Source organism: Sinomonas sp. P10A9, assembly GCF_041022165.1.
GTDB classification, from domain to species: domain Bacteria; phylum Actinomycetota; class Actinomycetes; order Actinomycetales; family Micrococcaceae; genus Sinomonas; species Sinomonas puerhi.
This window is the reverse complement of sequence record NZ_CP163302.1, coordinates 2,390,346-2,411,023: the sequence shown is the minus strand read 5'-3', so window position 1 is coordinate 2,411,023 and position 20,678 is coordinate 2,390,346. Positions and strand designations below refer to the sequence as shown.

31 protein-coding genes are annotated in these 20,678 nt (G+C 67.3%); 27 read left to right on the top strand and 4 right to left on the bottom strand.

Translation table 11 applies throughout. The features are described from left to right. Window positions 1-5 precede the first annotated feature (5 nt). From AB5L97_RS11015 to AB5L97_RS10915, 21 genes are all read left to right on the top strand, one after another. Window positions 6-461 (top strand): hypothetical protein, encoded by a 456-nt coding sequence (locus AB5L97_RS11015; RefSeq protein WP_307957554.1) that lies wholly within the window; start codon window positions 6-8, stop codon window positions 459-461. 206 nt (window positions 462-667) lie between these two features. After that, window positions 668-1,090, top strand: coding sequence for a 30S ribosomal protein S16 (gene rpsP, locus AB5L97_RS11010; protein ID WP_307957555.1), 423 nt, complete (start codon window positions 668-670; stop codon window positions 1,088-1,090). 1 nt (window position 1,091) lies between these two features. Next, the gene (locus tag AB5L97_RS11005) at window positions 1,092-1,334 is read left to right on the top strand and encodes an RNA-binding protein (protein ID WP_307957556.1); all 243 of its coding nucleotides are present in this window, start codon (window positions 1,092-1,094) and stop codon (window positions 1,332-1,334) included. Window positions 1,335-1,429: 95 nt separating this feature from the next. Further along, entirely contained in the window at window positions 1,430-1,990 is a 561-nt protein-coding gene (gene rimM, locus AB5L97_RS11000; protein WP_369044721.1) for a ribosome maturation factor RimM, read from the top strand. Then, window positions 1,991-2,815, top strand: coding sequence for a tRNA (guanosine(37)-N1)-methyltransferase TrmD (gene trmD / locus AB5L97_RS10995; RefSeq protein ID WP_307957558.1), 825 nt, complete (start codon window positions 1,991-1,993; stop codon window positions 2,813-2,815). A 223-nt stretch (window positions 2,816-3,038) separates the two neighbouring features. Further along, window positions 3,039-3,398: a 50S ribosomal protein L19 gene (gene rplS, locus AB5L97_RS10990; protein WP_307957559.1), complete on the top strand. Its 360-nt coding sequence runs from the start codon at window positions 3,039-3,041 to the stop codon at window positions 3,396-3,398. 44 nt (window positions 3,399-3,442) lie between these two features. Continuing rightward, complete coding sequence (lepB, locus tag AB5L97_RS10985) at window positions 3,443-4,108, top strand: signal peptidase I (RefSeq protein ID WP_369044720.1); 666 nt, start codon at window positions 3,443-3,445, stop codon at window positions 4,106-4,108. Then, window positions 4,108-4,857, top strand: a complete 750-nt coding sequence (gene lepB / locus AB5L97_RS10980) for a signal peptidase I (RefSeq protein ID WP_369044719.1) — start codon at window positions 4,108-4,110, stop codon at window positions 4,855-4,857. Before lepB (AB5L97_RS10985) ends, lepB (AB5L97_RS10980) begins: the two co-directional genes overlap by 1 nt. Then, entirely contained in the window at window positions 4,854-5,672 is an 819-nt protein-coding gene (locus AB5L97_RS10975) for a ribonuclease HII (RefSeq protein ID WP_369044718.1), read from the top strand. The genes lepB (AB5L97_RS10980) and AB5L97_RS10975 overlap by 4 nt, the downstream gene beginning before the upstream one ends. After that, window positions 5,669-5,992 (top strand): DUF2469 domain-containing protein, encoded by a 324-nt coding sequence (locus AB5L97_RS10970; protein ID WP_208712739.1) that lies wholly within the window; start codon window positions 5,669-5,671, stop codon window positions 5,990-5,992. The genes AB5L97_RS10975 and AB5L97_RS10970 overlap by 4 nt, the downstream gene beginning before the upstream one ends. Before the next feature lie 100 nt (window positions 5,993-6,092). After that, window positions 6,093-6,449: a YraN family protein gene (locus tag AB5L97_RS10965; RefSeq protein WP_307957563.1), complete on the top strand. Its 357-nt coding sequence runs from the start codon at window positions 6,093-6,095 to the stop codon at window positions 6,447-6,449. Then, on the top strand, window positions 6,449-7,909 hold the full coding sequence (locus AB5L97_RS10960) for a YifB family Mg chelatase-like AAA ATPase (protein ID WP_369044717.1): 1,461 nt from the start codon (window positions 6,449-6,451) through the stop codon (window positions 7,907-7,909). Before AB5L97_RS10965 ends, AB5L97_RS10960 begins: the two co-directional genes overlap by 1 nt. A 17-nt stretch (window positions 7,910-7,926) precedes the next feature. Continuing rightward, on the top strand, window positions 7,927-9,327 hold the full coding sequence (locus AB5L97_RS10955; RefSeq protein ID WP_369044716.1) for a recombinase family protein: 1,401 nt from the start codon (window positions 7,927-7,929) through the stop codon (window positions 9,325-9,327). Further along, window positions 9,324-9,704 carry a hypothetical protein gene (locus AB5L97_RS10950; RefSeq protein WP_369044715.1) on the top strand — a complete coding sequence of 127 codons (381 nt, stop codon included), beginning with the start codon at window positions 9,324-9,326 and terminating at the stop codon, window positions 9,702-9,704. Before AB5L97_RS10955 ends, AB5L97_RS10950 begins: the two co-directional genes overlap by 4 nt. A 101-nt stretch (window positions 9,705-9,805) precedes the next feature. Beyond that, window positions 9,806-10,030 carry a hypothetical protein gene (locus AB5L97_RS10945; protein WP_369044714.1) on the top strand — a complete coding sequence of 75 codons (225 nt, stop codon included), beginning with the start codon at window positions 9,806-9,808 and terminating at the stop codon, window positions 10,028-10,030. Further along, window positions 10,027-10,224 (top strand): hypothetical protein, encoded by a 198-nt coding sequence (locus AB5L97_RS10940; protein ID WP_369044713.1) that lies wholly within the window; start codon window positions 10,027-10,029, stop codon window positions 10,222-10,224. The genes AB5L97_RS10945 and AB5L97_RS10940 overlap by 4 nt, the downstream gene beginning before the upstream one ends. Then, on the top strand, window positions 10,224-10,853 hold the full coding sequence (locus AB5L97_RS10935; protein ID WP_369044712.1) for a hypothetical protein: 630 nt from the start codon (window positions 10,224-10,226) through the stop codon (window positions 10,851-10,853). Before AB5L97_RS10940 ends, AB5L97_RS10935 begins: the two co-directional genes overlap by 1 nt. Further along, window positions 10,850-11,014: a hypothetical protein gene (locus AB5L97_RS10930; RefSeq protein ID WP_369044711.1), complete on the top strand. Its 165-nt coding sequence runs from the start codon at window positions 10,850-10,852 to the stop codon at window positions 11,012-11,014. Before AB5L97_RS10935 ends, AB5L97_RS10930 begins: the two co-directional genes overlap by 4 nt. After that, window positions 11,011-11,214 carry a hypothetical protein gene (locus tag AB5L97_RS10925; protein WP_369044710.1) on the top strand — a complete coding sequence of 68 codons (204 nt, stop codon included), beginning with the start codon at window positions 11,011-11,013 and terminating at the stop codon, window positions 11,212-11,214. The genes AB5L97_RS10930 and AB5L97_RS10925 overlap by 4 nt, the downstream gene beginning before the upstream one ends. 157 nt (window positions 11,215-11,371) lie before the next feature. Then, entirely contained in the window at window positions 11,372-11,683 is a 312-nt protein-coding gene (locus AB5L97_RS10920; RefSeq protein ID WP_369044709.1) for a hypothetical protein, read from the top strand. Between the two features lie 782 nt (window positions 11,684-12,465). Beyond that, on the top strand, window positions 12,466-13,848 hold the full coding sequence (locus AB5L97_RS10915; protein ID WP_369044708.1) for a phage major capsid protein: 1,383 nt from the start codon (window positions 12,466-12,468) through the stop codon (window positions 13,846-13,848). A 205-nt stretch (window positions 13,849-14,053) separates the two neighbouring features. Here the strand turns inward: AB5L97_RS10915 and AB5L97_RS10910 are convergent, their stop codons facing one another. Both AB5L97_RS10910 and AB5L97_RS10905 read right to left on the bottom strand, forming a co-directional pair. Then, the gene (locus AB5L97_RS10910; protein WP_369044707.1) at window positions 14,054-14,590 is read right to left on the bottom strand and encodes a hypothetical protein; all 537 of its coding nucleotides are present in this window, start codon (window positions 14,588-14,590) and stop codon (window positions 14,054-14,056) included. 38 nt (window positions 14,591-14,628) lie between these two features. After that, on the bottom strand, window positions 14,629-14,826 hold the full coding sequence (locus AB5L97_RS10905; protein ID WP_369044706.1) for a hypothetical protein: 198 nt from the start codon (window positions 14,824-14,826) through the stop codon (window positions 14,629-14,631). A gap of 157 nt (window positions 14,827-14,983) precedes the next feature. Between AB5L97_RS10905 and AB5L97_RS10900 the strand changes: the two genes are divergently transcribed. The 3 genes from AB5L97_RS10900 to AB5L97_RS10890 all read left to right on the top strand — a co-directional run bounded on the left by AB5L97_RS10900 (window position 14,984) and on the right by AB5L97_RS10890 (window position 16,646). Next, window positions 14,984-15,643 (top strand): AbiV family abortive infection protein, encoded by a 660-nt coding sequence (locus tag AB5L97_RS10900; protein ID WP_369044705.1) that lies wholly within the window; start codon window positions 14,984-14,986, stop codon window positions 15,641-15,643. 226 nt (window positions 15,644-15,869) lie between these two features. Beyond that, window positions 15,870-16,172, top strand: a complete 303-nt coding sequence (locus AB5L97_RS10895) for a hypothetical protein (RefSeq protein WP_369044704.1) — start codon at window positions 15,870-15,872, stop codon at window positions 16,170-16,172. Window positions 16,173-16,193: 21 nt separating this feature from the next. Beyond that, window positions 16,194-16,646, top strand: a complete 453-nt coding sequence (locus AB5L97_RS10890) for a hypothetical protein (protein ID WP_369044703.1) — start codon at window positions 16,194-16,196, stop codon at window positions 16,644-16,646. Between the two features lie 229 nt (window positions 16,647-16,875). On the opposite strand, the gene AB5L97_RS10885 is transcribed toward AB5L97_RS10890, so the two are convergent. Both AB5L97_RS10885 and AB5L97_RS10880 read right to left on the bottom strand, forming a co-directional pair. Beyond that, window positions 16,876-17,076, bottom strand: a complete 201-nt coding sequence (locus AB5L97_RS10885; RefSeq protein ID WP_369044702.1) for a hypothetical protein — start codon at window positions 17,074-17,076, stop codon at window positions 16,876-16,878. Between the two features lie 3 nt (window positions 17,077-17,079). Further along, window positions 17,080-17,454 carry a hypothetical protein gene (locus tag AB5L97_RS10880; protein ID WP_369044701.1) on the bottom strand — a complete coding sequence of 125 codons (375 nt, stop codon included), beginning with the start codon at window positions 17,452-17,454 and terminating at the stop codon, window positions 17,080-17,082. A gap of 139 nt (window positions 17,455-17,593) precedes the next feature. Here AB5L97_RS10880 and dprA point away from each other — a divergent pair, with 139 nt between their 5' ends. The 3 genes from dprA (at window position 17,594) to AB5L97_RS10865 (ending at window position 20,659) form a co-directional block, all read left to right on the top strand. After that, window positions 17,594-18,850 (top strand): DNA-processing protein DprA, encoded by a 1,257-nt coding sequence (gene dprA / locus AB5L97_RS10875; protein ID WP_369044700.1) that lies wholly within the window; start codon window positions 17,594-17,596, stop codon window positions 18,848-18,850. 177 nt (window positions 18,851-19,027) lie between these two features. Beyond that, entirely contained in the window at window positions 19,028-19,963 is a 936-nt protein-coding gene (locus AB5L97_RS10870) for a tyrosine recombinase XerC (RefSeq protein WP_369044699.1), read from the top strand. A gap of 192 nt (window positions 19,964-20,155) precedes the next feature. After that, window positions 20,156-20,659: a DUF3145 domain-containing protein gene (locus AB5L97_RS10865; protein WP_307957598.1), complete on the top strand. Its 504-nt coding sequence runs from the start codon at window positions 20,156-20,158 to the stop codon at window positions 20,657-20,659. Window positions 20,660-20,678 lie beyond the last annotated feature (19 nt).

Genomic DNA, 20,678 nt, shown 5'->3' with positions numbered 1-20,678 from the left:
AACCAGTGTCCGCTCCCAGTCCCTTCGCTGAGATCTTCGTCTCCACCCATGAAGATGCGATCGCCAGGGCAGCCAAGCTCGACGGCGGCGTCTCCGACGACACCGGGGGTCTGCGTATTCCGGGCGTTTCCGACTACGAGATCGAACAGCTCGGCACCCTTGTCGGCGCGGCCGTGCATGCGCCCGGGGCGGATTACGAGCTGAGCATGGTCGATGTCGGCTCGGACAGCCTCCTGGCCGTTCCATCGTCCATGGTCCGGGCCCTCGCAGACCTCCTCGGCTACGAGTCCGAGGAGGGCGAGGGGAACGCCGTCGAGCGTGTGGCCGCAGCATGGGTCGATCAGGAGGATCTGCCTTTCGAGGCGCGGGAGGCCTACGACTACGTCGAGCAGCTCGCCAAACTCGCGGCCGACGTCGACGACTCGGATCGGCAGGAGCTCTACGTCTGGGCAGGGTCCTGAGCCGGCCCCTCGCGCAAGCACCCGGGGGCGCAGGCAGAATGCAAAACACCGCGGCATCTGGCACAATAGACAGGTACTCGATCCGCGCGGCCCCCTCTCTCCGTGTGCATCGTGTTGACAAAGAGCCCTGACGAAGTACGGCCCGCCCCACGGGAGCGAAAAGGTCCGGGCTCGCCTCATGTTCAGAAACAGGAGTGACCACAACCGTGGCCGTTAAGATTCGACTCAAGCGCTTCGGCAAGATGCGCGCCCCGTACTACCGCATCGTCGTCGCCGACTCGCGCACCAAGCGCGATGGCCGTGCCATCGAGGAGATCGGCAAGTACCACCCCACCGAGGAGCCCTCGTTCATCGAGGTCAACTCCGAGCGTGCCCAGTACTGGCTCGGTGTCGGCGCCCAGCCGACCGAGCAGGTCGCCGCGCTGCTCAAGATCACCGGTGACTGGCAGAAGTTCAAGGGTCTCCCGGGCACCGAGGGCACCCTCCGGACGCGTCAGGGCAAGGAGGCCTTCGTGGCCCCCGAGAAGAGCTCCGTGATCGTCCCCGAGGCCCCCAAGGCAGCCAAGGAAGAGGCTCCGGCCGAGAACCCTGCTGGAGCTGACGCTTCCGCCGAGGCTGAGGCTGAGTAACTTGCTGGCCGAGGCACTCGAGCACCTCGTCCGCGGCATCGTGGACAACCCGGATGACGTCACGGTCCAGGCGAAGAGCAACCGCCGTGGGGACATCCTCGAGGTCCGAGTCCACCAGGAGGACCTCGGCCGCGTGATCGGCCGTCAGGGCCGCACCGCCCGCGCCCTGCGCACCGTGGTGGCGGCCCTCGCCGACGGTGAGGCGGTCCGGGTCGACGTGGTCGACACCGACCATCGCCGCTGACGCAGTCCCACAGCAGCATCCGGCCCCTCCGCCCGCTAGGGTGGAGGGGCCGTGCCGTTCCCGGCCCGCACAACAACTCAGGAGCACACAACCCGATGCATGTTCAGGTCGCCAGGCTCGGTAAGCCGCACGGCATCCGCGGAGAGGTCACCGCACAGGTCTTCACGGACGCCCCCGAGGACCGGTTCGTGCCCGGCGTGGAGTTCACCGTCGAACCCGACGCGCACGGACCCCTGACCCTGCTCGGGGCACGGTGGAACAAGGACATCCTCCTGCTCTCCTTCGCCGAGGTCTCGGACCGGAACCGCGCCGAGGAGCTGCGCGGGGCGATGCTCTTCGTCGACACCGAGGAGCTCGAGGACGACGACGAGGGCTGGTACGAGCACGAGCTCGTGGGCCTCACCGTCCGCGTGGACGGTGAGGACGTCGGCACCGTGGCCGCGCTCCGGACCCTTCCGGTCCAGGATCTCCTGGTCATCGAAACTCCCCAGGGCGAGGTGCTCGTCCCCTTCGTCGAGGAAATCGTCCCGGAGGTCGACCCGGAGGGCGGATTCATCGTCGTCGTCCCCCCGCCCGGCCTTTTCGAGCTCAACCGCGAGGCTCCGGACGCAGCCCCAGAAGGCGAGCCAGCGCGGCAGCCGAACGGGGAAGCCTAGGTGCGCATCGACGTCGTCAGTATCTTCCCGGAGTACCTTGCGCCGCTGGCGCTCTCGCTCCTCGGGCGGGCCCAGGAGGATGGGCTCCTGACTCTCGCGGTGCACGATCTCCGTGAGTTCACCTTCGACCGCCACCGCACCGTGGACGATACCCCCTACGGCGGCGGCGCCGGGATGGTCATGAAGGCGGAGCCTTGGGCGCTCGCCCTCGAGGCGGTGCTCGCCGAGCAGACCGGGGAGGCATCTGCGGCGAACCTTCACGACGGCGCCTCGGTCGCCCCCCGCCGCCCCGTGCTCGTGGTCCCGTCCCCAGCGGGGGCCGTGTTCACGCAGGCCATGGCCTACGAGCTCGCCGAGGAGCCGACCTTGGCCTTCGCGTGCGGACGCTATGAGGGCATCGACGAGCGGGTCCTCGAGTGGGCCTCAGAGGCCTTCGACGTCCGCCCGGTGAGCCTCGGCGACTACGTGCTCAACGGGGGAGAAGTGGCGGTCATGGCCATGGTCGAGGCCATAGGGCGCCTCGTGCCCGGTGTCGTCGGCAACCCAGAGTCCCTCGTCGAGGAGTCCCACTCCGACGGACTACTCGAGTATCCCGTGTACACCAAGCCGTCGTCGTGGCGCGGGCACGAGGTCCCGGAGGTCCTGCTCTCGGGGAACCACGGCAAGATTGCCACATGGCGGCTCGAGCAGCAGCTCCGGCGCACCGCGGCGCGCCGGCCCGAGCTCCTCGACGGCGCCGACGCCGCCGCCTACGGGAAGGCCGAGCGAGCGGTCCTGCGCGAGCTCGGCTACGAGGTCGCTGACGGCAGGCTCCGCCGGGCCTGAACGGCGCGGCGCCGATATGCGCCGGACCCGGCGTCTGTGGCACAATGGATCGTTGTGTCTACCGGGCACGGGACCTGCCACAGGGGGCCCTGGCCAACGGATGAGGGCACACCGCCTCGCCGGGACCTTCGGCTGGCGGTCAAGGATTCGGGTCCGGTCGCTTCCATGCGGCGCGGACCGCGCACCAAAGCGGGTGACCTGTGGCATCTGCCAGGAGAAGATCATGAACATTCTCGACTCCGTCGACGCCGCCTCGCTGCGGTCCGACATTCCGGTTTTCGCTCCCGGTGACACCATCAAGGTGCACGTGAACATCATCGAGGGCAAGAACTCCCGCGTCCAGGTCTTCCAGGGCTTCGTCGTCGGCCGTCAGGGCCACGGCGTGCGCGAGACCTTCACGGTCCGCAAGGTCTCCTTCGGTGTCGGCGTCGAGCGTACCTTCCCGGTGCACTCCCCGATCATCGACAAGATCGAGGTTGTGACCAAGGGTGACGTGCGCCGCGCGAAGCTCTACTACATGCGCGAGCTCCGCGGCAAGGCCGCGAAGATCAAGGAGAAGCGCGACTACAGCAACGCCAAGTAGCCTCAGCGCTGCTTCGCGTGCTCAACGCTTCCACACCTGAAGAAGTGGTAAGGCCAGAACGCCAGTCCCGTCTGCGGGGCTGGCGTTCGGTCGTTCTGGCCGTTACCGTCGCGCTCATCGTCTGGGGCGTCATCAGGGCCCTCGTTCTCGACGTCTTCTACATCCCCTCCGGTTCGATGGAGCCGCTCCTTGCTCCCGGCGACCGGATCGCCGTCGTGCGGACGTCCTCCGACTCCGAGCCGATTCGCCGTGGGGACGTCGTCGTCTTTGACGGGAGGGGCTCGTTCGCGCCGCTGAGCTCCGGCCGGGGCTGGGGGGCGGATCTCGTCCAGAGCGCCGCAGAATGGTTCGGCCTCGTGCCGAACGAGACGGTCTACGTCAAGCGTGTGATCGGCGTCGGCGGGGACCACGTCCGGTGCTGCACGGCCGGGGGGAGGATCGAGGTCAACGGCGAGCCCGTCGATGAGCCGTACGTCTACGCCGGTGACGCGCCGAGCACACAGGCGTTCGACGTCGTCGTCCCGTCCGGGCGCCTGTGGCTCCTCGGCGACCACCGCTCGGTGTCCTCGGACTCCAGGGCCCTGCTGGGTGCTCCCGGGGGTGGGCTTGTGCGCACCGACAAGGTCATCGGGCGACCGACGGCGATCCTGTGGCCACTTGATAGATTGGGCGGGTTGACCACTCACGCGACACCGAAGGACACTCATTGATGCGCAGCCGAGACGCCGGACCCGACGCCACCGGAGCGGGGCCGGAACCCGGAGCCTCCGCGTCTGAGGACCACAGCGCCAGACGCAGCGGCCTTATGGCCTGGCTGCGGGAGATCGCCATCATCCTCGGCGTTGCCATCGTCCTCTCGTTCCTCATCAAGACCTTCCTCTTCAAGGCGTTCTATATCCCCTCAGAGTCGATGGTGCCCACGCTCGAGGAGAACGACCGCATCTTCGTGAACCTCTTCGTGCCCCGGAACTTCGCGCTCGAGCGCGGCGAGGTCGTGGTGTTCAAGGACACCAAGGGGTGGCTGCCAGCCGTCCCGGCGACGACCTCGAATCCCGTGACGGACACCCTCGAGTTCGTCGGCCTGCTCCCTGACACGTCCCAGCAGCACCTCATCAAGCGGGTCATCGGGCTTCCCGGCGACCACGTGGTCTGCTGCGACGCCTCCCAGCGCCTCACGGTCAACGGGCAGGCGCTCACCGAACCCTACGTGAACCCCGCCGAGACTCCTCGGGTGGTCCCGTTCGACGTCACAGTGCCCGCAGGGAGCATCTGGGTTATGGGGGACAACCGCAACCACTCGGCGGATTCCCGCTACCATGAGGGCATCCAGCCCGGTTCCGGGTTTGTCTCCATCGGAGACGTCGAGGGACAGGCAGCGGTGATCGCGTGGCCGCTGAACCGGATCCGCTCGCTGGACAGCTACCCGGACGCATTCAAAGACGTGCCCGCACCGAAATGAGCACCCACGCAGCAGTCGGCAGGACGCGGGGCCTCGCGCCGCGGCGCACGACGGCGCCCACCCTGCGTTTCGTGAACCGGCTCGCCGCAGCCTACGGTCCCCTGATCGCCGGGTGCGACGAGGTGGGCCGCGGAGCCCTCGCGGGACCCGTCAGCGTAGGGATCGTGGTGGTCGATGCGCGCAGCGTCGTGACCCGCACCGTGCTCCGGGACAGCAAGCTGCTCACTCCGGAGCGCCGGGTCGAACTCGTCCCCCTCGTGCGCTCGTGGGGCGTGGGCTGTGCCGTCGGGCATGCCAGTGCACAGGAGATTGACGAGGTCGGGATCATGGACGCGCTCCGCCTCGCTGGCGTGCGAGCTCTCGACGAGCTTGCTGCGGCCGGCGTGGTCCCCGACGTAGTTCATCTCGACGGCAACTACAACTGGCTCTCGCGCGGAGGCCAGGCGTCCCTCTTCGACCTTCCTTCTGCGCTGCCTGCCGTTCCCGTCGAGACCACGATCAAGGCGGACCTTTCGTGCCAGGCGGTGGCGGCGGCGAGCATTCTGGCCAAGGTGGCGCGGGATGCGATCATGGTCGGCTACGGCAGCGACGATCCCCGGTTCGGCTGGGCTGTTAACAAGGGGTACGCCACCGCCGAGCACCGGGCGGCGATCCTCGAGCACGGACCGACCGAGCTGCACCGCCGTTCCTGGCACCTCGGCACTGCCGAGGAGGAGCAGGCTGCCGAGGAGGAGCAGACTGCCGAGGAGGAGCAGGCTGCTGAGGAGGCCATCGTGTCCGAGGGGGACCTCGGCGGGAGGAAGATAGGACTATGAGCGCCGAAGACCTTGAGAACTACGAGACGGACATGGAGCTCCAGCTCTACCGCGAATACCGGGACGTCATCTCGCTGTTCAGCTATGTGGTGGAGACGGAGCGCCGGTTCTATCTCGCCAACCATGTGGATCTACAGGCACGCTCCGCCGACGGCGAGGTCTACTTCGACCTGACTCTGCAGGACGCGTGGGTCTGGGACGTGTACCGCAGCGCGCGCTTCGTCAAGAGCGTCCGCGTCATCACGTTCAAAGACGTCAATGTCGAGGAGCTTCCCAAGGTTGAGGACCTCGGTCTGCCCAAGGGCGGCCTCGGCACCTAGCGCCCTTCGCTTCTCCTCCACAAGAGCCGGTTCCGGCGTGTCGTCCACATAGCGCTGGAGGCCCGTTCCGCGCCCGATGGGATCGAACCAGTCTGGTTCCATGAGAGCCAAGGACAGACTCGGTCAGCGCGGGGAACGCCTCGCGGAAGAGTACCTTCGGTCAACGGGCGCGGCCATTCTGGACCGCAACTGGCGTTGTCGCGAGGGAGAGCTGGACATAGTCGCCGCGGACGCCGGGACGCTTGTGGCCGTCGAGGTCAAGGCGCGCCGCTCGTGGGACTTCGGGCATCCTTTCGAGGCGGTCGACGCCGCGAAGCTCGGCCGCATCGTGCACCTCCTGAGCGCGTGGGCCGCGGTGCACGGGGTCCACAGCCGGGCCAGGCGCATTGACGTCATCGCCGTGACGGGTCCGGCCGGGGAACGCTCGGTCATCGAGCACCTCAAGGGCGTGGCCTGATGGCCGGCATCGGCAGGGCTCTTGGGGTGGCTCTCGTGGGCCTCAACGGCTACCTCGTCGAGGTCGAGGCAGACATCGGGCAGACACTGCCCAGCTTCGTGCTGCTCGGACTTCCCGACTCCGCGCTCAGCGAGGCCCGCGAGCGTATCCGCAGCGCGGCGAAGAACAGCGGGCTCCCGTTGAGCCGGCGAAAGCTCACGGTGAACCTCATTCCGGCGTCGCTGCCGAAGCGCGGCACGGGCTTCGATCTGGCCATCGCTGTCGCTTCCCTCGCGGCGGCCGAGGACCTCAGGCCGCCCGCCGGCGTCGTCTTCCTGGCCGAGCTGGGGCTCGACGGGCAGCTGCGGCCTGTACGCGGAGTCCTTCCCGCCGTAATGGCAGCCGTCCGGGCTGGCCGGCCCGACGTGGTGGTCGCTGCGGCGAATGCGCAGGAAGCTTCGCTTGTCCCAGGGGTGAGGGTCCATGCCTACGAATCGCTGGGTCAGCTCGCACTGGAACTCGGGGCCGACCCGAAGGCCGTCTCGGTGCCGCCCGAACACGATACCGGGCGAACCGAGGCTGCGAGGCAGCCGGTGCCAGTACCGCTAGCCGCACCGGACCTGCGCGATGTCGCCGGACAGCCTGAGGCCCGTACAGCGATCGAGGTGGCTGCCGCGGGAGGTCACCACATCATGCTCGTCGGACCGCCGGGGGCCGGGAAGACGATGCTCGCGGAGCGACTTCCCGGCATTCTGCCGGATCTCGACGACGAGGCTGCGATGGAGGTGACGGCAATCCACTCCCTATCCGGTATCCCCGGGACGGGCAGCGACCTGATTCGACGCCCTCCGTTCGAGAGCCCGCACCATACCGCGAGCGCGCCCGCGATCATCGGCGGCGGCTCCGGAATTCCGAGACCCGGCGCAGCTTCGCGTGCCCACCGTGGGGTGCTGTTCCTCGACGAGGCTCCCGAGTATGAACGACGCGTCCTGGACTCGCTGCGCCAGCCACTCGAGAGCGGTGAGCTCGTCATCCACAGGGCGGCGGGCGCGGCCGCCTACCCTGCTAGATTCCAGCTCGTCCTCGCGGCCAATCCTTGCCCGTGCGGCCAGGGAAGCGGTAAAGGACTCGACTGCACGTGCACTGCCCAGTCGAAGCGGCGGTACTTCGGACGCATCTCGGGCCCGCTCCTCGACCGAGTGGACATCCAGCTGCCCGTCAACAGGCTTTCGGCGGTGGACTTCGGCGCCGGTACTACTGGCGAGGCGACGGCGGTCGTGGCGCCGCGCGTCCTCGAGGCGCGACGCCGGCAGCTGGACCGGTTGGGTCCGTACGGCCTCGAGACGAATGCCCAGGTTCCCGGGCGCCTGCTTCGTGGTCAGCTCAGGCTCGACCCGGGCGCCACGAGGTTGTTGGACCGGGCGATGGCCAATAACACACTCACGGCCCGTGGATTCGACAGGGTCCTCCGCCTGACGTAGTTGGTAGATTAGCAGATGTGAACGCCATCGTTTACCTCCGAATCAGCCAAGATCGCGCAGGCCTCCAAGCTGGCGTCGAACGCCAACGCGAGGCGTGCCTGAGGCGGTGCGAAGAGCGCGGATGGGCTGTGCTCGCCGTCGAGCAGGACAACGACGTCTCGGCCGCCGGCAAGCGAAAGCGCCCCGGCTTCGAGGCGATGCTCGCGGCCGTCAAGGGCGGACGGGTCCGGTATGTCGTCGCGTGGTCACTCGACCGGCTCCAGCGCAACCGCCGCGACGAACTGCGGCTGTACGAGGCGGCCAAGGACTACGGCGTCACGCTTGCCCTCGTCAACGGGCCAGAGCTCGACTTCACGACCGCTACGGGGCGCCTCGTCGCCGACCAGCTCGGCTCGCTTGCCCGCTACGAGATCGAGCTCAAGAGCGACCGTCAGGTCGCCGCACAGGCGCAGGCCGCGCGGAAGGGCCTGCGCTCCGGCGGCCGCCGGCCGTTCGGGTACGAGCAAGACGGCGTCACGGTGCGCGAGGCCGAGGCCGAGCTCATCCGCGGCGGCTACAGGTCGCTGCTGGCGGGCGAGTCGCTCGGCTCGATCGCGAGGGACTGGAACGAGGCCGGACTCCACTCCGGCCAGACGCGCTACGCCGAGGGGCACAAGGGGGAGCCGTCGGAGTGGCGCCGAGATAGCGTGCGCGTCGTGCTCCTGAACCCGCGGAACGTCGGTCTGCGGGCGTACCGGGGCGAGGTGGTGGCCGATGCCGCATGGCCGCCGATCGTAGACAGCGCAACGTTCGAGGCCGTCAAGGCTGTGCTTACGAACCCAGCACGCACACATCGGGTCACGAGCGCTCAGAGGCTCCTCTCGGGCGTCGCGGTGTGCGGTCTCTGCGGGGCGACCGTCCATGCAGGCGGGACCACGCGTCCCGGCGTGGCGAACTACCGGTGCTCGGGCTCCACGGGGCACTTCGCCCGGATGGCCGAGCCGGTCGACGCGTACGTCGTCGAGCACGTGATCGGCCGGCTCTCGATGCCTGACGCCCGCGAGCTGACCGTGAGGGACAGCCATCCGGACCTGGCCACGCTGCGCAGTGAGCAGCACGGCATCCGCGAGCGCCTCGAGCAGCTCGTGACCGCCTTTACCGACGGGGTATTGACCGCTGAGCAGCTGCGCGTCGGCACCGAGCGCCTGAGGGCCCGTGACGCCGAGATCGATGCCCAGCTCGCCGACGCGGGCCGCGTGGATGTCCTCGGGGAGCTCGTGAACGCCGAGGATGTCCGCGCGGTGTGGGACGGCCTCAGCGGCGCACGGCAGCGCCGAGTGGTCGACATCCTCATGAAGGTGACGATCTACCCGCCTGGCCGCGGCACGCGTACCTTCAGACCGGAGAGCGTCGGGATCGAATGGAAGGGGGCGCGATGAGCCGGAACCTCGGGGTGGTCTGCACGCACGGCTTCACGGCCGAGGACGTCACGCTGACGGAGGACCACCCGCGGCTCCTCGGCGCGCTCGTGTGGGACGACGATCTCCCCGGCGCCACGATATTGTTCGCTGAGAAGCGAGGCCTGGTCTATCGGCGAGTCACCGTCAGGCATCGTCGTCGCGGCGTTCCCGGCGCGTCCGCGTCTGCGGCCGAAGACTATTCGGTCATCGAGTTCCACTGCGGACATTGCGGCTTCGATAAGGACGTCCGAAGGGAGCGGCTCGCCTCCTGTTTCGAGGACGGTGAGCCGCGCATGGACTTGTTCCCGCCGGATGCTCGCGGCGTGTCGCGCTTGGATATCTGGAAGCTTCGCTGACAAGATAGTCACTATCCGGACTTGCCGCCGTCGGAGCGGCCCCGGGTCGCCACTCTCCCTCACCAGGACGAGGAATTTTCCTTGCCCTGGAGGTGCCAGAAGTGGCCCACAACATCTCGCCGAAAGTAGCGAGCGCACGCGCCAAGGTCGCGTCTCTCGCACGCTCGCGGCGCGAACATGATCCCGAGCTAGTCGACGCGCGCCGCGACCTCGCCGCCGCGAACATCGCGGCGGCCATCCGAAAGAACCTCGCCGCGGCGCCGCCACTCACGCGCGGTCAGCTCAACGAGCTGCACGCGGTGCTGAATTCGGCGGCCAGCCAGTGAGCCGGCGCCGCAAGCTCGACGAGTACGACCAGACGATGCTCGCCATGCTCGAGGACCCCGGGCGCGATCCGCTCGATAAGGTCATGAGCTGCATCTTCATCACAGCGGCGAACATGCCGCTCGCCGATGACTTCGTCGTCAGCCTCATCGGCTCGACCCTGGACCACTGGTCGCCCAGGCCCGAGGCCGCCTAATGGGTGCCTCCAACATTGCTTCGGCGTTCGCATACTGGCGCCAGAAGCTGACACCCCAGCACTTCATCGCCCTGGTCCACATGGCGCTCGTTGCCAAGGATTCGGATCAACCCCCACGCTACTGGGGGACGTGGCAGGACATTGCCAAGGCCATGGGCCACGAGCCCGGCCGAGAAGACGAGAAGGCATGGGAGAGCGCCCGCAAGCTCGAGGAGCGAGCGATCCGGGCACTCGTGCGCACTGGCGTCATCGTCTCGACCAAGGCCGCCAGCAAGGAGAAGGGCATCCGCGCGGAGTACGCGCTCGCACTCGAGCCCGACCGGACATGGAGATGCGTCCGGCTCGAGAAGGGTGCCGAGGACGGAATTGTCCGCGGCGTATGGGAGCCGTCACTGCGGGAACAAATGGTTCCCACGCAAGGGAACAAATCGTTCCCAGTCAAGGGAACGGATGGTTCCTCCAGCGGGAACAAATCGACGGGACCTAGGAGTAGTCAGGAACCAGATCAGGAACAGAGTCAGGACAACATCACCTCCCAGTCTGACCTCACCAGCGCGCGCGCACGCGAAGAGGCAGAGCGGCAGAGGCAGATGGCTGAGCTCGAGCAGCGGATGGGGCGGGCGTCATGAGCGAGGAGACGTGGACGCCACCACGCTGGGTAGCCGTGTTCTCCAAGGCCGAGCTCCAGCAGCTCGCGGTCGCCCAGGACCAGCGCAATAGAGAACTGCGGAACATCATCACCAGACTCCGCGAGCAGCTCCGCGCCCAGGACGGAGGCGATGGGGCATGACCGAGCAGACGACGATCGCCGAGCAGGTCGAGGAGCTCGCCGCCGCGCTCGGTTGCACGCGGAAGGAAGCCCGGAAGCACCTCATGCGGAGCCGCACCACAGGCTGCGATGGGATCTCGCGGCTCACGCACCGCGACCCGACGCCCGTCGAGGCGCTACGGAACATCGAACGTTCGGCAGCTAGGAGACCACGATCATGAGCGAATTGAGTGCGCCGCGACCGACCTGTTTCGCATGTCCCGGGGAGTTCGACGCCGAGGGCCGATGGACCCACGACAGGGCATGCCCCGTCCGGGCCCGGCATGCACGGGCACGGCGGGCGGCACAGGAGGCTGCGAAGACGAAGGAGGGGGACAGGTGAACGACGAGGAGCTGAGGAGCCGCGAGATCGCCTTAGGGCGCGTGCGTGATGCACAGGCACTCGTCACGGAGATGCTGGCATCAGGGGACCTGGGACCCGGATTCCGAGCGATGGTCGCGGAGCAGGGGGACCCCATGGATTGGGCGCTGAGCGTCACGACGGTGATGGCCGGCACGGTCGCCGGGATGCTCATTGACCTCCTGGGATCCCGGGAGCTGGCCATGGATACCTGGCGGCGCCAGCTTCTCAAGAGCGGGATCGACTCCGATGCCGAATTGGCGCGCCGCTGGCGCGGGGAGGGCGACTGAAGGCCAGTTCCGAACAGCGGGTCCTCCTGCGGGAGGACCCAGACGGGGTGGTATTCGCGCCCTCCCCGCCCACTGTGTGTGCTCGTCTGTGTGCGCAGTGAGCGAGCGCGCCGCGCCGGGCGGGCGGTGGACGCAAAGGCAGCAACCCGGCGGCAGTGCCGAGGCTGGGGTTACAGGCTGGGGGAGTCCCGTGCCACCCAGTGGGAGGGTACCGGCTGGAAATCGGGCTGGTTTCTGAACCGGGGGGCCCTCGCCCGACCTCACCAGTCTTTTCCATTTCTCCCTCCGAATGAAAATTTCCCGAGCGTGACGTGGCATCCGCATGATTCGGCGGTTTTCGCGTCACGTCGTGGACATTTCGTGACGATTCGTGGACATTCGCCCTGATTCGGCGTGTCGTTCGTGGACGATTGTCGTTGGGTCATGAAACAATGGAGCTCTACGGCCCACACAGGCCGTACGTTCCCGGTCACGGCGTCCTCATGGGGCGCCGTTCGTCGTTAAACCGGGGCAGGCCGACAGCGCAGATAGCGCGGGAAGTCGGGGCTACCCAGCCCAACGGCGAGCAGACTCCTGGACTGGAGCTGCGCGGGAGAGATCCCGCAAGGGAAGCGGCTCTCACGGCCGCGCCGGCTGACTCCTGGCACTGGAGCAGCGGTCCGCATCACCTGGCACTGGGACGCGGAAGAGAGCGCAGGGGCGAGCTACGCCCGATGCGCATTCCCCTTCCCGCCGTCAGGCGCTCCGCATTCCGCGTTGAGCGCCGGTTCGGAGTGCCCCCAATGTCTGTTTCCAGCGATCCCATGCTCTCCCGCCTGTGGGCGCGCCGTGACGAGCTCATGGCCAGGCGCACAGCGATCACCGACGCCGTCGAGGCGCGCGGCGACGAGTACCTGACCGACGCCGAGGACGCCGAGCACCGCCGCGTCTCGGACGAGCTCGGCGAGGTGATCGGACGCATCCGCGAGCTCACCGATGTCCCCGCGAGCCGTCCCACCGCCGGCGCCGCAGTGCTCCGAGGGGCACCCTCGCGCACGGCATCCGTCTCGGTCACGGGCGAGCCGCTGACCTACTCCAAGGTCGGGCGGCACTCGATGGTCCTCGACCAGCTCCGCGTCGCGTCCAACGCCGACGCCTCGGGCGAGGCCCGCGCCCGTCTCCAGCGGCACACGAAGGAAATGTCGGTCGAGCTCGCGGGCACGGCCGAATACCGCGTCGACCTGAACCGCAACGTCGGCCAGGGCGGCGACTTCGTCCCGCCCCTCTGGCTCATGAACGAGTGGATCGCCTACGCCCGCCCGGGCCGCGCGACGGCTAACGCCGTGTCGAACCAGGCGCTCCCCGGCGGCACGGACTCGATCAACATCCCGAAGATCGCCACCGGTGGCGCCACTGCGATCCAGACCGCGGACAATGCCGCGGTCCAGCAGACGGACATCACGGACACCTCGGTGCAGGCGAACGTCAAGACGATCGCGGGCCAGCAGTCGGTCGCGCTCCAGCTCATCGAGCAGAGCCCGATCAACTTCGACCAGGTGATCTTCCAGGACCTCGTGGCGGACTACAACCAGAAGCTCGACCTCCAGGTAATCAACGGCTCCAACGCGTCCGGTCAGGTGCTCGGCATCCTCGGCACGGCCGGCATCGGCACCGTGACCTACTCGGACACGACCCAGAACGCGGGCACGATGTACGCCGCGATCGCCAACGCGATCCAGCTCGTGCACGTGAACCGTTTCGCGCCGCCGACGGCGATCATCATGCACCCCCGCCGCTGGGGCGGCCTCCTCGCCGCGCGCGACTCCCAGGGCCGCCCGCTCTTCCTGCCGAGCCCCCAGGAGGGCCGCAACGCCATGGGCGTCCTCGACGAGGTCGCCTCGCAGGGCGTCGTCGGCAACGTGCAGGGCCTGCCGGTCATCACGGACGCGAACCTGCCGACCAACCTCGGCGCGGGCACGAACCAGGACGTCATCCTCGTGATGCGCGCCTCGGACTCGATCCTCTTCGAGGGCGGCATCCGCACCCGCGCCCTCATGGAGGTTAAGGGCCAGAACCTCGAGGTCGTCCTCCAGGTCTACAACTACGTCGCCTTCACCGCTGGACGCTACCCGTCCGGCATCGTGCAGGTTTCGGGGTCCGGCCTTACGGCACCCAGCTTCTCCTAAGACCGGACGGGCGCCGCCGCCTTCTCCTCGGCGGCGCCCGTCCTGGCCGCGCTCGAGCCACAGTGCCCACGGGGCTCGCGCGGCCACGCTGGCTCCCCTGCCCGACTCATGGCGAGGGCAGGGGGCCAGCACCCCTCAACTCTTCCAGCCTGCACGCGGCGATCAAGGAGGCGCTGAGCCTCCGTGAAACGCGGTAGAACGGGCGCTAGTCCCGGCCCGTAACCTCGATGGCCAGGAAATGCCGTGCGCTTTCAACAACCGCATTCCGGGCCTGGACACGGGTCTCTCCGAGCGCTGCAGGATCGCTGGGCGACTGTCCGAAGTCTTCAGGATTGACGATTAGCCCATAAAGTCGCTCTGCATCCTCCCTCAATTCTGGAGCATCCAGCGCGACGATAAACAACTCTTTGGCAGCGAGCTCACACGCGTCGGCGGCTAGGCCGTGCAACTCATCAAGATGCCGTTGGTGCATGGCCACCTCGCTGGCTGTAGACGCCTTTGATAGCAGCCGTCGGACATTCTCCGCCTCCCACATGCGTCCCTCGGCCGTCATCGTTGCACCGAGGAACCCAGATACAGCGGTACGCCATTCCGCCCGCCGTGATTCCGCCAGCTCACTCGTCCGCCTGACTCGGTCGCGCGCATCCTGGCGGCTTTGGGCATTGAGGTTGACCAGCCAAGATATTGTGCCGCCGAGCGTCACGCCGATAAGGGCAATCCAGGGTGCAGCGGGATCAGTCATGACGCACACGGTACTCCCAATGCTCCGGCCGTCCTGCCCTATGGCCTCGTCCCGAGCCATTGCGGCTCGATCACGCGGCGCGTCACCCTCGAAGCGGTCACCCAGAACTCGGTTGCCGCGTGGTAGTACTCCTTCGGCCAGAGCACTTGCACCCTGACCAGCGCGCGGGTCCAGGCGAGCGCGAAACCCTTTGTCATCGCCTCGCCGCCGTCGTCGGTCGGTACGTTCACCCACACGGGTAGAGCCTTGGCCGGCCGCGTCACGTGCCCCCGAGGCTCAGGCGCCGAGACGGGCTGTGGTATATCGCGTTCGGGCATCGTCGCGGTATGCATGACGGCAGTGTGCACCTGAGGGCCGATACACGACCAGCGGACCGAGAGTAGCCTGTTCGGTGTGCAGACAATCTCATCCGATCTCGCAAGACAGTGGTGGCGCGCGCTCATGGACAACGTTGTCCAGTTGCTCCGCGACGCCAGCACCCTCCTTGCGAGCGGTTCTGCAGGCAGGGCGCAGTCGCTCGCGGTGCTCGCGGCCGAGGAACTAGGAAAGGCCTGGCGGCTCTACTCAGCAGCGGAAGTAAGCTGGCGCGATGACCGACCGGAAACAAGACTTCCAGCAGACTTCGTAAGCTCAGCGAAACACCATGCATCGAAGCTCGCTGATGCCGCCGCATACGGTCAGGGCGGAAGCATGATGTGGGACTACTGGTTCGCTCGCTATCGTGAGCAGTCGAAGTCATCCAAGCAGCTCCAGCAAGAAGCCAAGAACTACAACCTGATGAAGCAGGCGGGATTCTACGTAGATCTCCGTAACGGTGTTGTCGAATCTCCCCGGTCAGTCGGTGATGACGGCGTGCTCTCATTCATCCTAGAAATTGTGCAGGCCGCGAATATGCTCTTCGTCGAAGACCACGTGCGCATGCAGAACTCCGGCGAAGATCCGGACTGGACGCACGAAATATGGGAACCACTGATTCAACTTGGCAGACCGAAGGATGGGTTTCACAAACCAGCAGACGTCCTTGGCGGTCGCAAGGACGGCGGAGAACTCTAAGATCGCGCGCCTCGTCCTGACCCCGGCCCCGGAGCTCCCACTTTACCGTCTCCGCTTTGTGACGCTCGCATGACGATTAGGATCGAAGGCGAGACTCTGGCCGTCGTAGAGGCCTTCATCCGAACGAGCCACACGTCGTACCGGACCCCACGCCAGCCATACTCAGAGCGAAATTTCAGCTTTGTAATTCATCTCCTTCGTGAAAATCAGGCCTAGAGTGGTGGGCATGATCTTCGCGTTGGTCCCAGATGCGGCCGCAAAGGAAGTCGTTGATGAGGTGCTTGCTCATCTAGGAGACTCGGCCGCTTACTGGGTGAGGTCAACATTCGACGATGCGACACTCGCATGCTTCGTGGAGGTTGCGCTAAGGGACAACTCGCGCGAGGCGCAACTCGCCGCCGTGGGCGCCCTGATGGATGTTCGGATAGCGCACTATGACGAGTTCTCCCTCGAGTTCACGTTAGCCAGGGAGGGCGACCTATCGGACGAGCCGTCAGGGTCAGACTCGACAACAGTCTGGCGGGCGTGACTCGATCAGGGGGCGGGGAAGATGATGGGGGACGGCCTGACCGACCCGGCCAAGATGGTCGAGCGCGCCGAGGTCCACGGAGGCCTCGGCGACACATTGTTCGAGGTTCGACATGAATGGGCGGCGGTCGCACTCTTCTATGCGGCGTATCACCTAGTCAAGGCGTCGTTTGTCAGCGATCCCATCTTTGATGATCGAATGCGACTTCAGGCCATTGACCACAGGTTGCGCCCGGAAGACCGGTTTGTGACCAAGCACAGCTATGGCGGTATTGGCCCGCGCGCCACCAGATTGGGCGTAGACGAGATCGTGACATTCCTCTACCCGGCGATTAACCATGACTACACCTATCTTCACGTTGCCAGCTGCGACGTGCGGTACAGGGGCGGCCTGCGCGCCATCAGCCTCGATAGCCTCCACGCATCGCACGAAGCCGTGAAGTCGGCGTTCCAGTCAGGCGAACTTCTAGCCTGACCGAACCCGGGATCGCCGCGCGGCGGGCCGACCCGTCAGCGTGCCCGCGAAGCCAATGACCACCTGTGCCCAATACAGGCAGCCGGCAGGGGGGCTCAGGAAGCGACGAGACGGCTGCGAACCCTTTGGGAGGCGTCCGCACGCGCTCTGACACAGACGCGCCCGATCTCGAGAAGTTCAGCCAGCCGCCCTGCCAGAGGCGGAGCCGACGGCGAAAGTAGAGGGGCCATCACGCGTCAAACTGGTGCAGATAGGCCTCTACTGCCTCGAGGTCGCCCATGCTAGCAGGGTCTTGGATCCGCCGACCGTCGCGGGTGTTCTCGAGCCAGAACGTCTCACCTGTCTGCCGAAGCTTGAAGCCGTTCTTCTCGGCATGATCGCTTGCATGTTGTAGCCGTAAGGCGTATCCGGTGTCCTCCGCGCGGTCCATGGCCTAATCCTGACCCACCGCATCTGCGGCAGGGAAGGCCTCGCCAAGGTGCGCGTCGAGGACACCGAGGTCGCGCTGACCACGGACGGCGGGACGCTCAGCCTCGAGCACCTCCACGACGGCGGCGAAGACCTCGAGGACGTCGAGCCCGTTCTCCACCGCGAATTCGACGACGTCGCGCACGTAATAGAAGCGCCCGCCCTCGTGAACTTCGGCCGCAGTGACGTGCAGACGGAGGTCGGCGGCACGGAGCATGACCGTCTGGCCGCCGTCGAACTCGACCAGCGCGGCACCGGCCGCGGGCGACGACTTCACGACTCCAGGGCCGAAGCTGCGGCTCGTGACGCGGAGGCCGACGGCGAAGGTTGTTGTGGACATGATCGGTACCTCATTCCCAGCTAGGCGAGTGCGTTGTGCTCGCTCTCGCCTGGTCGGTGGCGGACCTCGCGGGCATTGACCGGCCCGGCGACGACGAGGTGGGGCAGGCCTTGCTTCTCCGTCAGGCGGTGGGTGCGGCATGAAGACCACACATCAGGAACGCGGCGGCTGGATCGGCGCCGCAGAGGGGCGAGACATGGACCAGACACGAATCGCGCGCGCAGCACTTTCTCGGCTCTTCGAGCCGCTCGACCCCGTGGGGATGCTTCTCGTGGAGGCCTTCGGCCCCCTCGAGGCACTCAGGATCGCCAGTGGGCAAGCGCCGGCCGACGACCTTGCTGCTCTGGCGCGGGTTCTGGACGGCGCGGGCAGAGGCCCGGCTGCAACTCTTCAGTCGGGCACAGGAAAGGCTGGCGGCGGCCTGGCCGCAGCCCTTGAGAGGTGGAGTCCCAGAGTGGCGCACCTTGCACCCGAACGTGACCTCGAAACCATCGCGCGCTTCGGCGGAAGGCTCGTCATTCCCGAGGATGCCGAATGGCCCGTCGGACTCACCGAGCTTGGAACTGACGGGCCACTGTGCCTGTGGGTCCGCGGCGAGGAGCCGTTGCCCGACACGGAGCGGTGCGTTGCTGTCGTCGGTTCAAGGGACGCCACGGGCTACGGGCTCTCAATGGCAGGAGAGCTGGCGCGTGGACTCGCCGACTTCGGTGTGACGGTCGTCAGCGGAGGCGCATACGGAATCGACGGACAGGCCCACCGCGCGGCGCTGACGTCGTCCGGCCCGTCGGTGCCCACGATGGCCGTCCTGGCTGGGGGAGTCGACCGTTACTACCCCTCGGGGCACGAGGAGCTGCTCAGGGAGGTCGCCCGGCGGGGGCATCTCATTTCTGAGCTTCCGCCGGGGGCCGCCCCCTCCAAACATCGATTCCTCAAGAGGAATCGACTCATCGCCGCGATGTCGATGCTGACGGTTGTCGTCGAAGCGCGTTGGAGATCAGGTGCGCTCAGCACCGCGCGGAGGGCTGTGGACCTTGGGCGGCAGGTCGCAGCGGTTCCCGGGTCCGTGTACAGCGCCAATTCGGCCGGATGCCACGGCCTCCTCCGTGATGGCGCCATGTGTGTCACCGAGGCGAAGGAGGCGTACGAGCTCATTGCACCGGCGGGCGAGGGGCTCCCTGAGGAGCGGGACACCCCGACGAAGCCACACGACGGACTCTCCCTCGTCGACCTCATGGTCCTTGAGGCGTTGCCGGTGCGGCGTGGTTCACAACTCGAGCACCTGGCCGTGGTGGCGGGACTGAGCGAGGCCGAGGTTCGTGCCGGGTTGGGAAGGCTCTCGCTGCTCGGGATGGCCGAACGATCCGAGGGCGGGTGGCGACGGACACGGGAGGCGTGATGGAGGAGCAGGGAAGGTGCCGCGCGGCGTCGAGGCGTACCTGGTGGGAAGGCCTGCCCTACGGCGCCCCGAGCGTGTCGGCTCGCCTGCCTCCGCCGCCTGCAGGAGTGCGCGGGAGAAGATGGGTAGCGGGATGCGACGCAGGACACGGAAGAACGCATTGTGAGGGGGCGGGGCATGAGCGGTGGTGAGCCACGGCCCGACTCCGTGGATCCGCTGACTGTTCCGCTGGCAGCCTTCCTGCGTTACCTCGCCCTCGAACGATCCCGCTCGGAACACACCGTCCGGGCCTACGAATCCGACCTGAGGGCGATGCTGGGCTCCGCGGCAGAGGACGGCGCTGTGGACCTCAGCGGCATCGACCTGCGGATGCTGCGTCGCTGGCTCGGGCGACAGAGCGAAGCGGGTCTGTCGAGATCCACTCTGGCGCGCAGGTCTGCCGCGGCCCGCTCCTTCCTCGGGTGGGCAGCGCGGGAGGGGTACATTGATGCGGATCCCTCGATCAGACTCGCGGCGCCCAAGCGTCAGCAGCACCTGCCCGAAGTCCTCCACCAGGATCAGGCCGAGCGCCTCGTCCATACGGCGGCCGACGCGGCGCTGGCCGGCGATCCGGTCGCAGTGCGCAACATGGCAGTCCTCGAGCTGCTCTACGCGACCGGGATACGAGTCGGCGAGCTCGTTGGGCTCGACGTCGACGAGATCGACCTCGAACGCAGGACTTTGCGCGTGCTGGGCAAGGGGAACAAGCAGCGCACGGTGCCCTTCGGGGTGCCGGCCGCGGACGCCCTCGTCCGGTGGCTGGGTGCCCGTGCCGCACTCCTGAACGCGGACAGTGGATCCGCACTCTTCCTCGGGAAGCGCGGCGGGCGGCTCGGACAGCGGCAGGCCCGCGACGTCGTCGACAGCGCGCTCCGGGAGCTGGGCGATACCTCGGCCCGGGGGCCCCACGCTCTGAGGCACACCGCAGCAACCCATCTCCTCGACGGCGGAGCGGACCTTCGCAGCGTCCAGGAACTCCTCGGCCATGCGAGCCTCGCAACCACCCAGCTCTACACCCACGTATCCGTGGAGAGGCTCCGGGCGAGCTATCTCGCGGCGCACCCGCGCGCATAGACGGCCGGGCTACTGGCATATCGGGCCGCGGTCGGGCAGAATGGTCGCGAAACGGCCTCTAGCGCGGTCGCCGTGAGTCGCTCGGAGCGGCTCTCGGCCAGCAGGAGGCAGACAACTCAATAGCCGCAGGTCGCTGGACACCGCCTGCTGACGGTCGTAGGGGAAGACGTACCGACAGCGATGGAGGATGGAATGTCTGCAGTGATGACCCGTGGACTGCTGTTCGTGCACTCGGCACCGAGCGCGCTGTGCCCTCACGTTGAGTGGGCCATCGGCTCGGTCGTTGACAAGCGGACCGACCTTGACTGGACGGCTCAGCCAGCCGCTCCGGGGATGCTTCGCGCCGAGTTGTCTTGGGCTGGCAAGCCCGGAACCGGTGCTCAACTGGCCTCGGCGCTACGCGGCTGGGCCCATCTGCGCTACGAGGTAACTGAGGAGCCGAGCCCCAGCGTGGACGGCGCCCGCTGGTCCCACACTCCCGAGCTGGGTATCTTCCACTCGATGACGGACGTCCACGGGAACATCGTGATATCCGAGGACCGCATTCGCTACGCCTATGAGGCCGGTGCCGGCGATCCGAGCGTCGTCTACCACGAGCTCTCTCTGGCTCTCGGCGAGGCCTGGGACGAGGAGCTCGAGCCCTTCAGGCACGCCGCCGAAGGCGCGCCGGTCCGCTGGCTCCACCAGGTCGGCTGACACCGCAGACTCGTCCGGC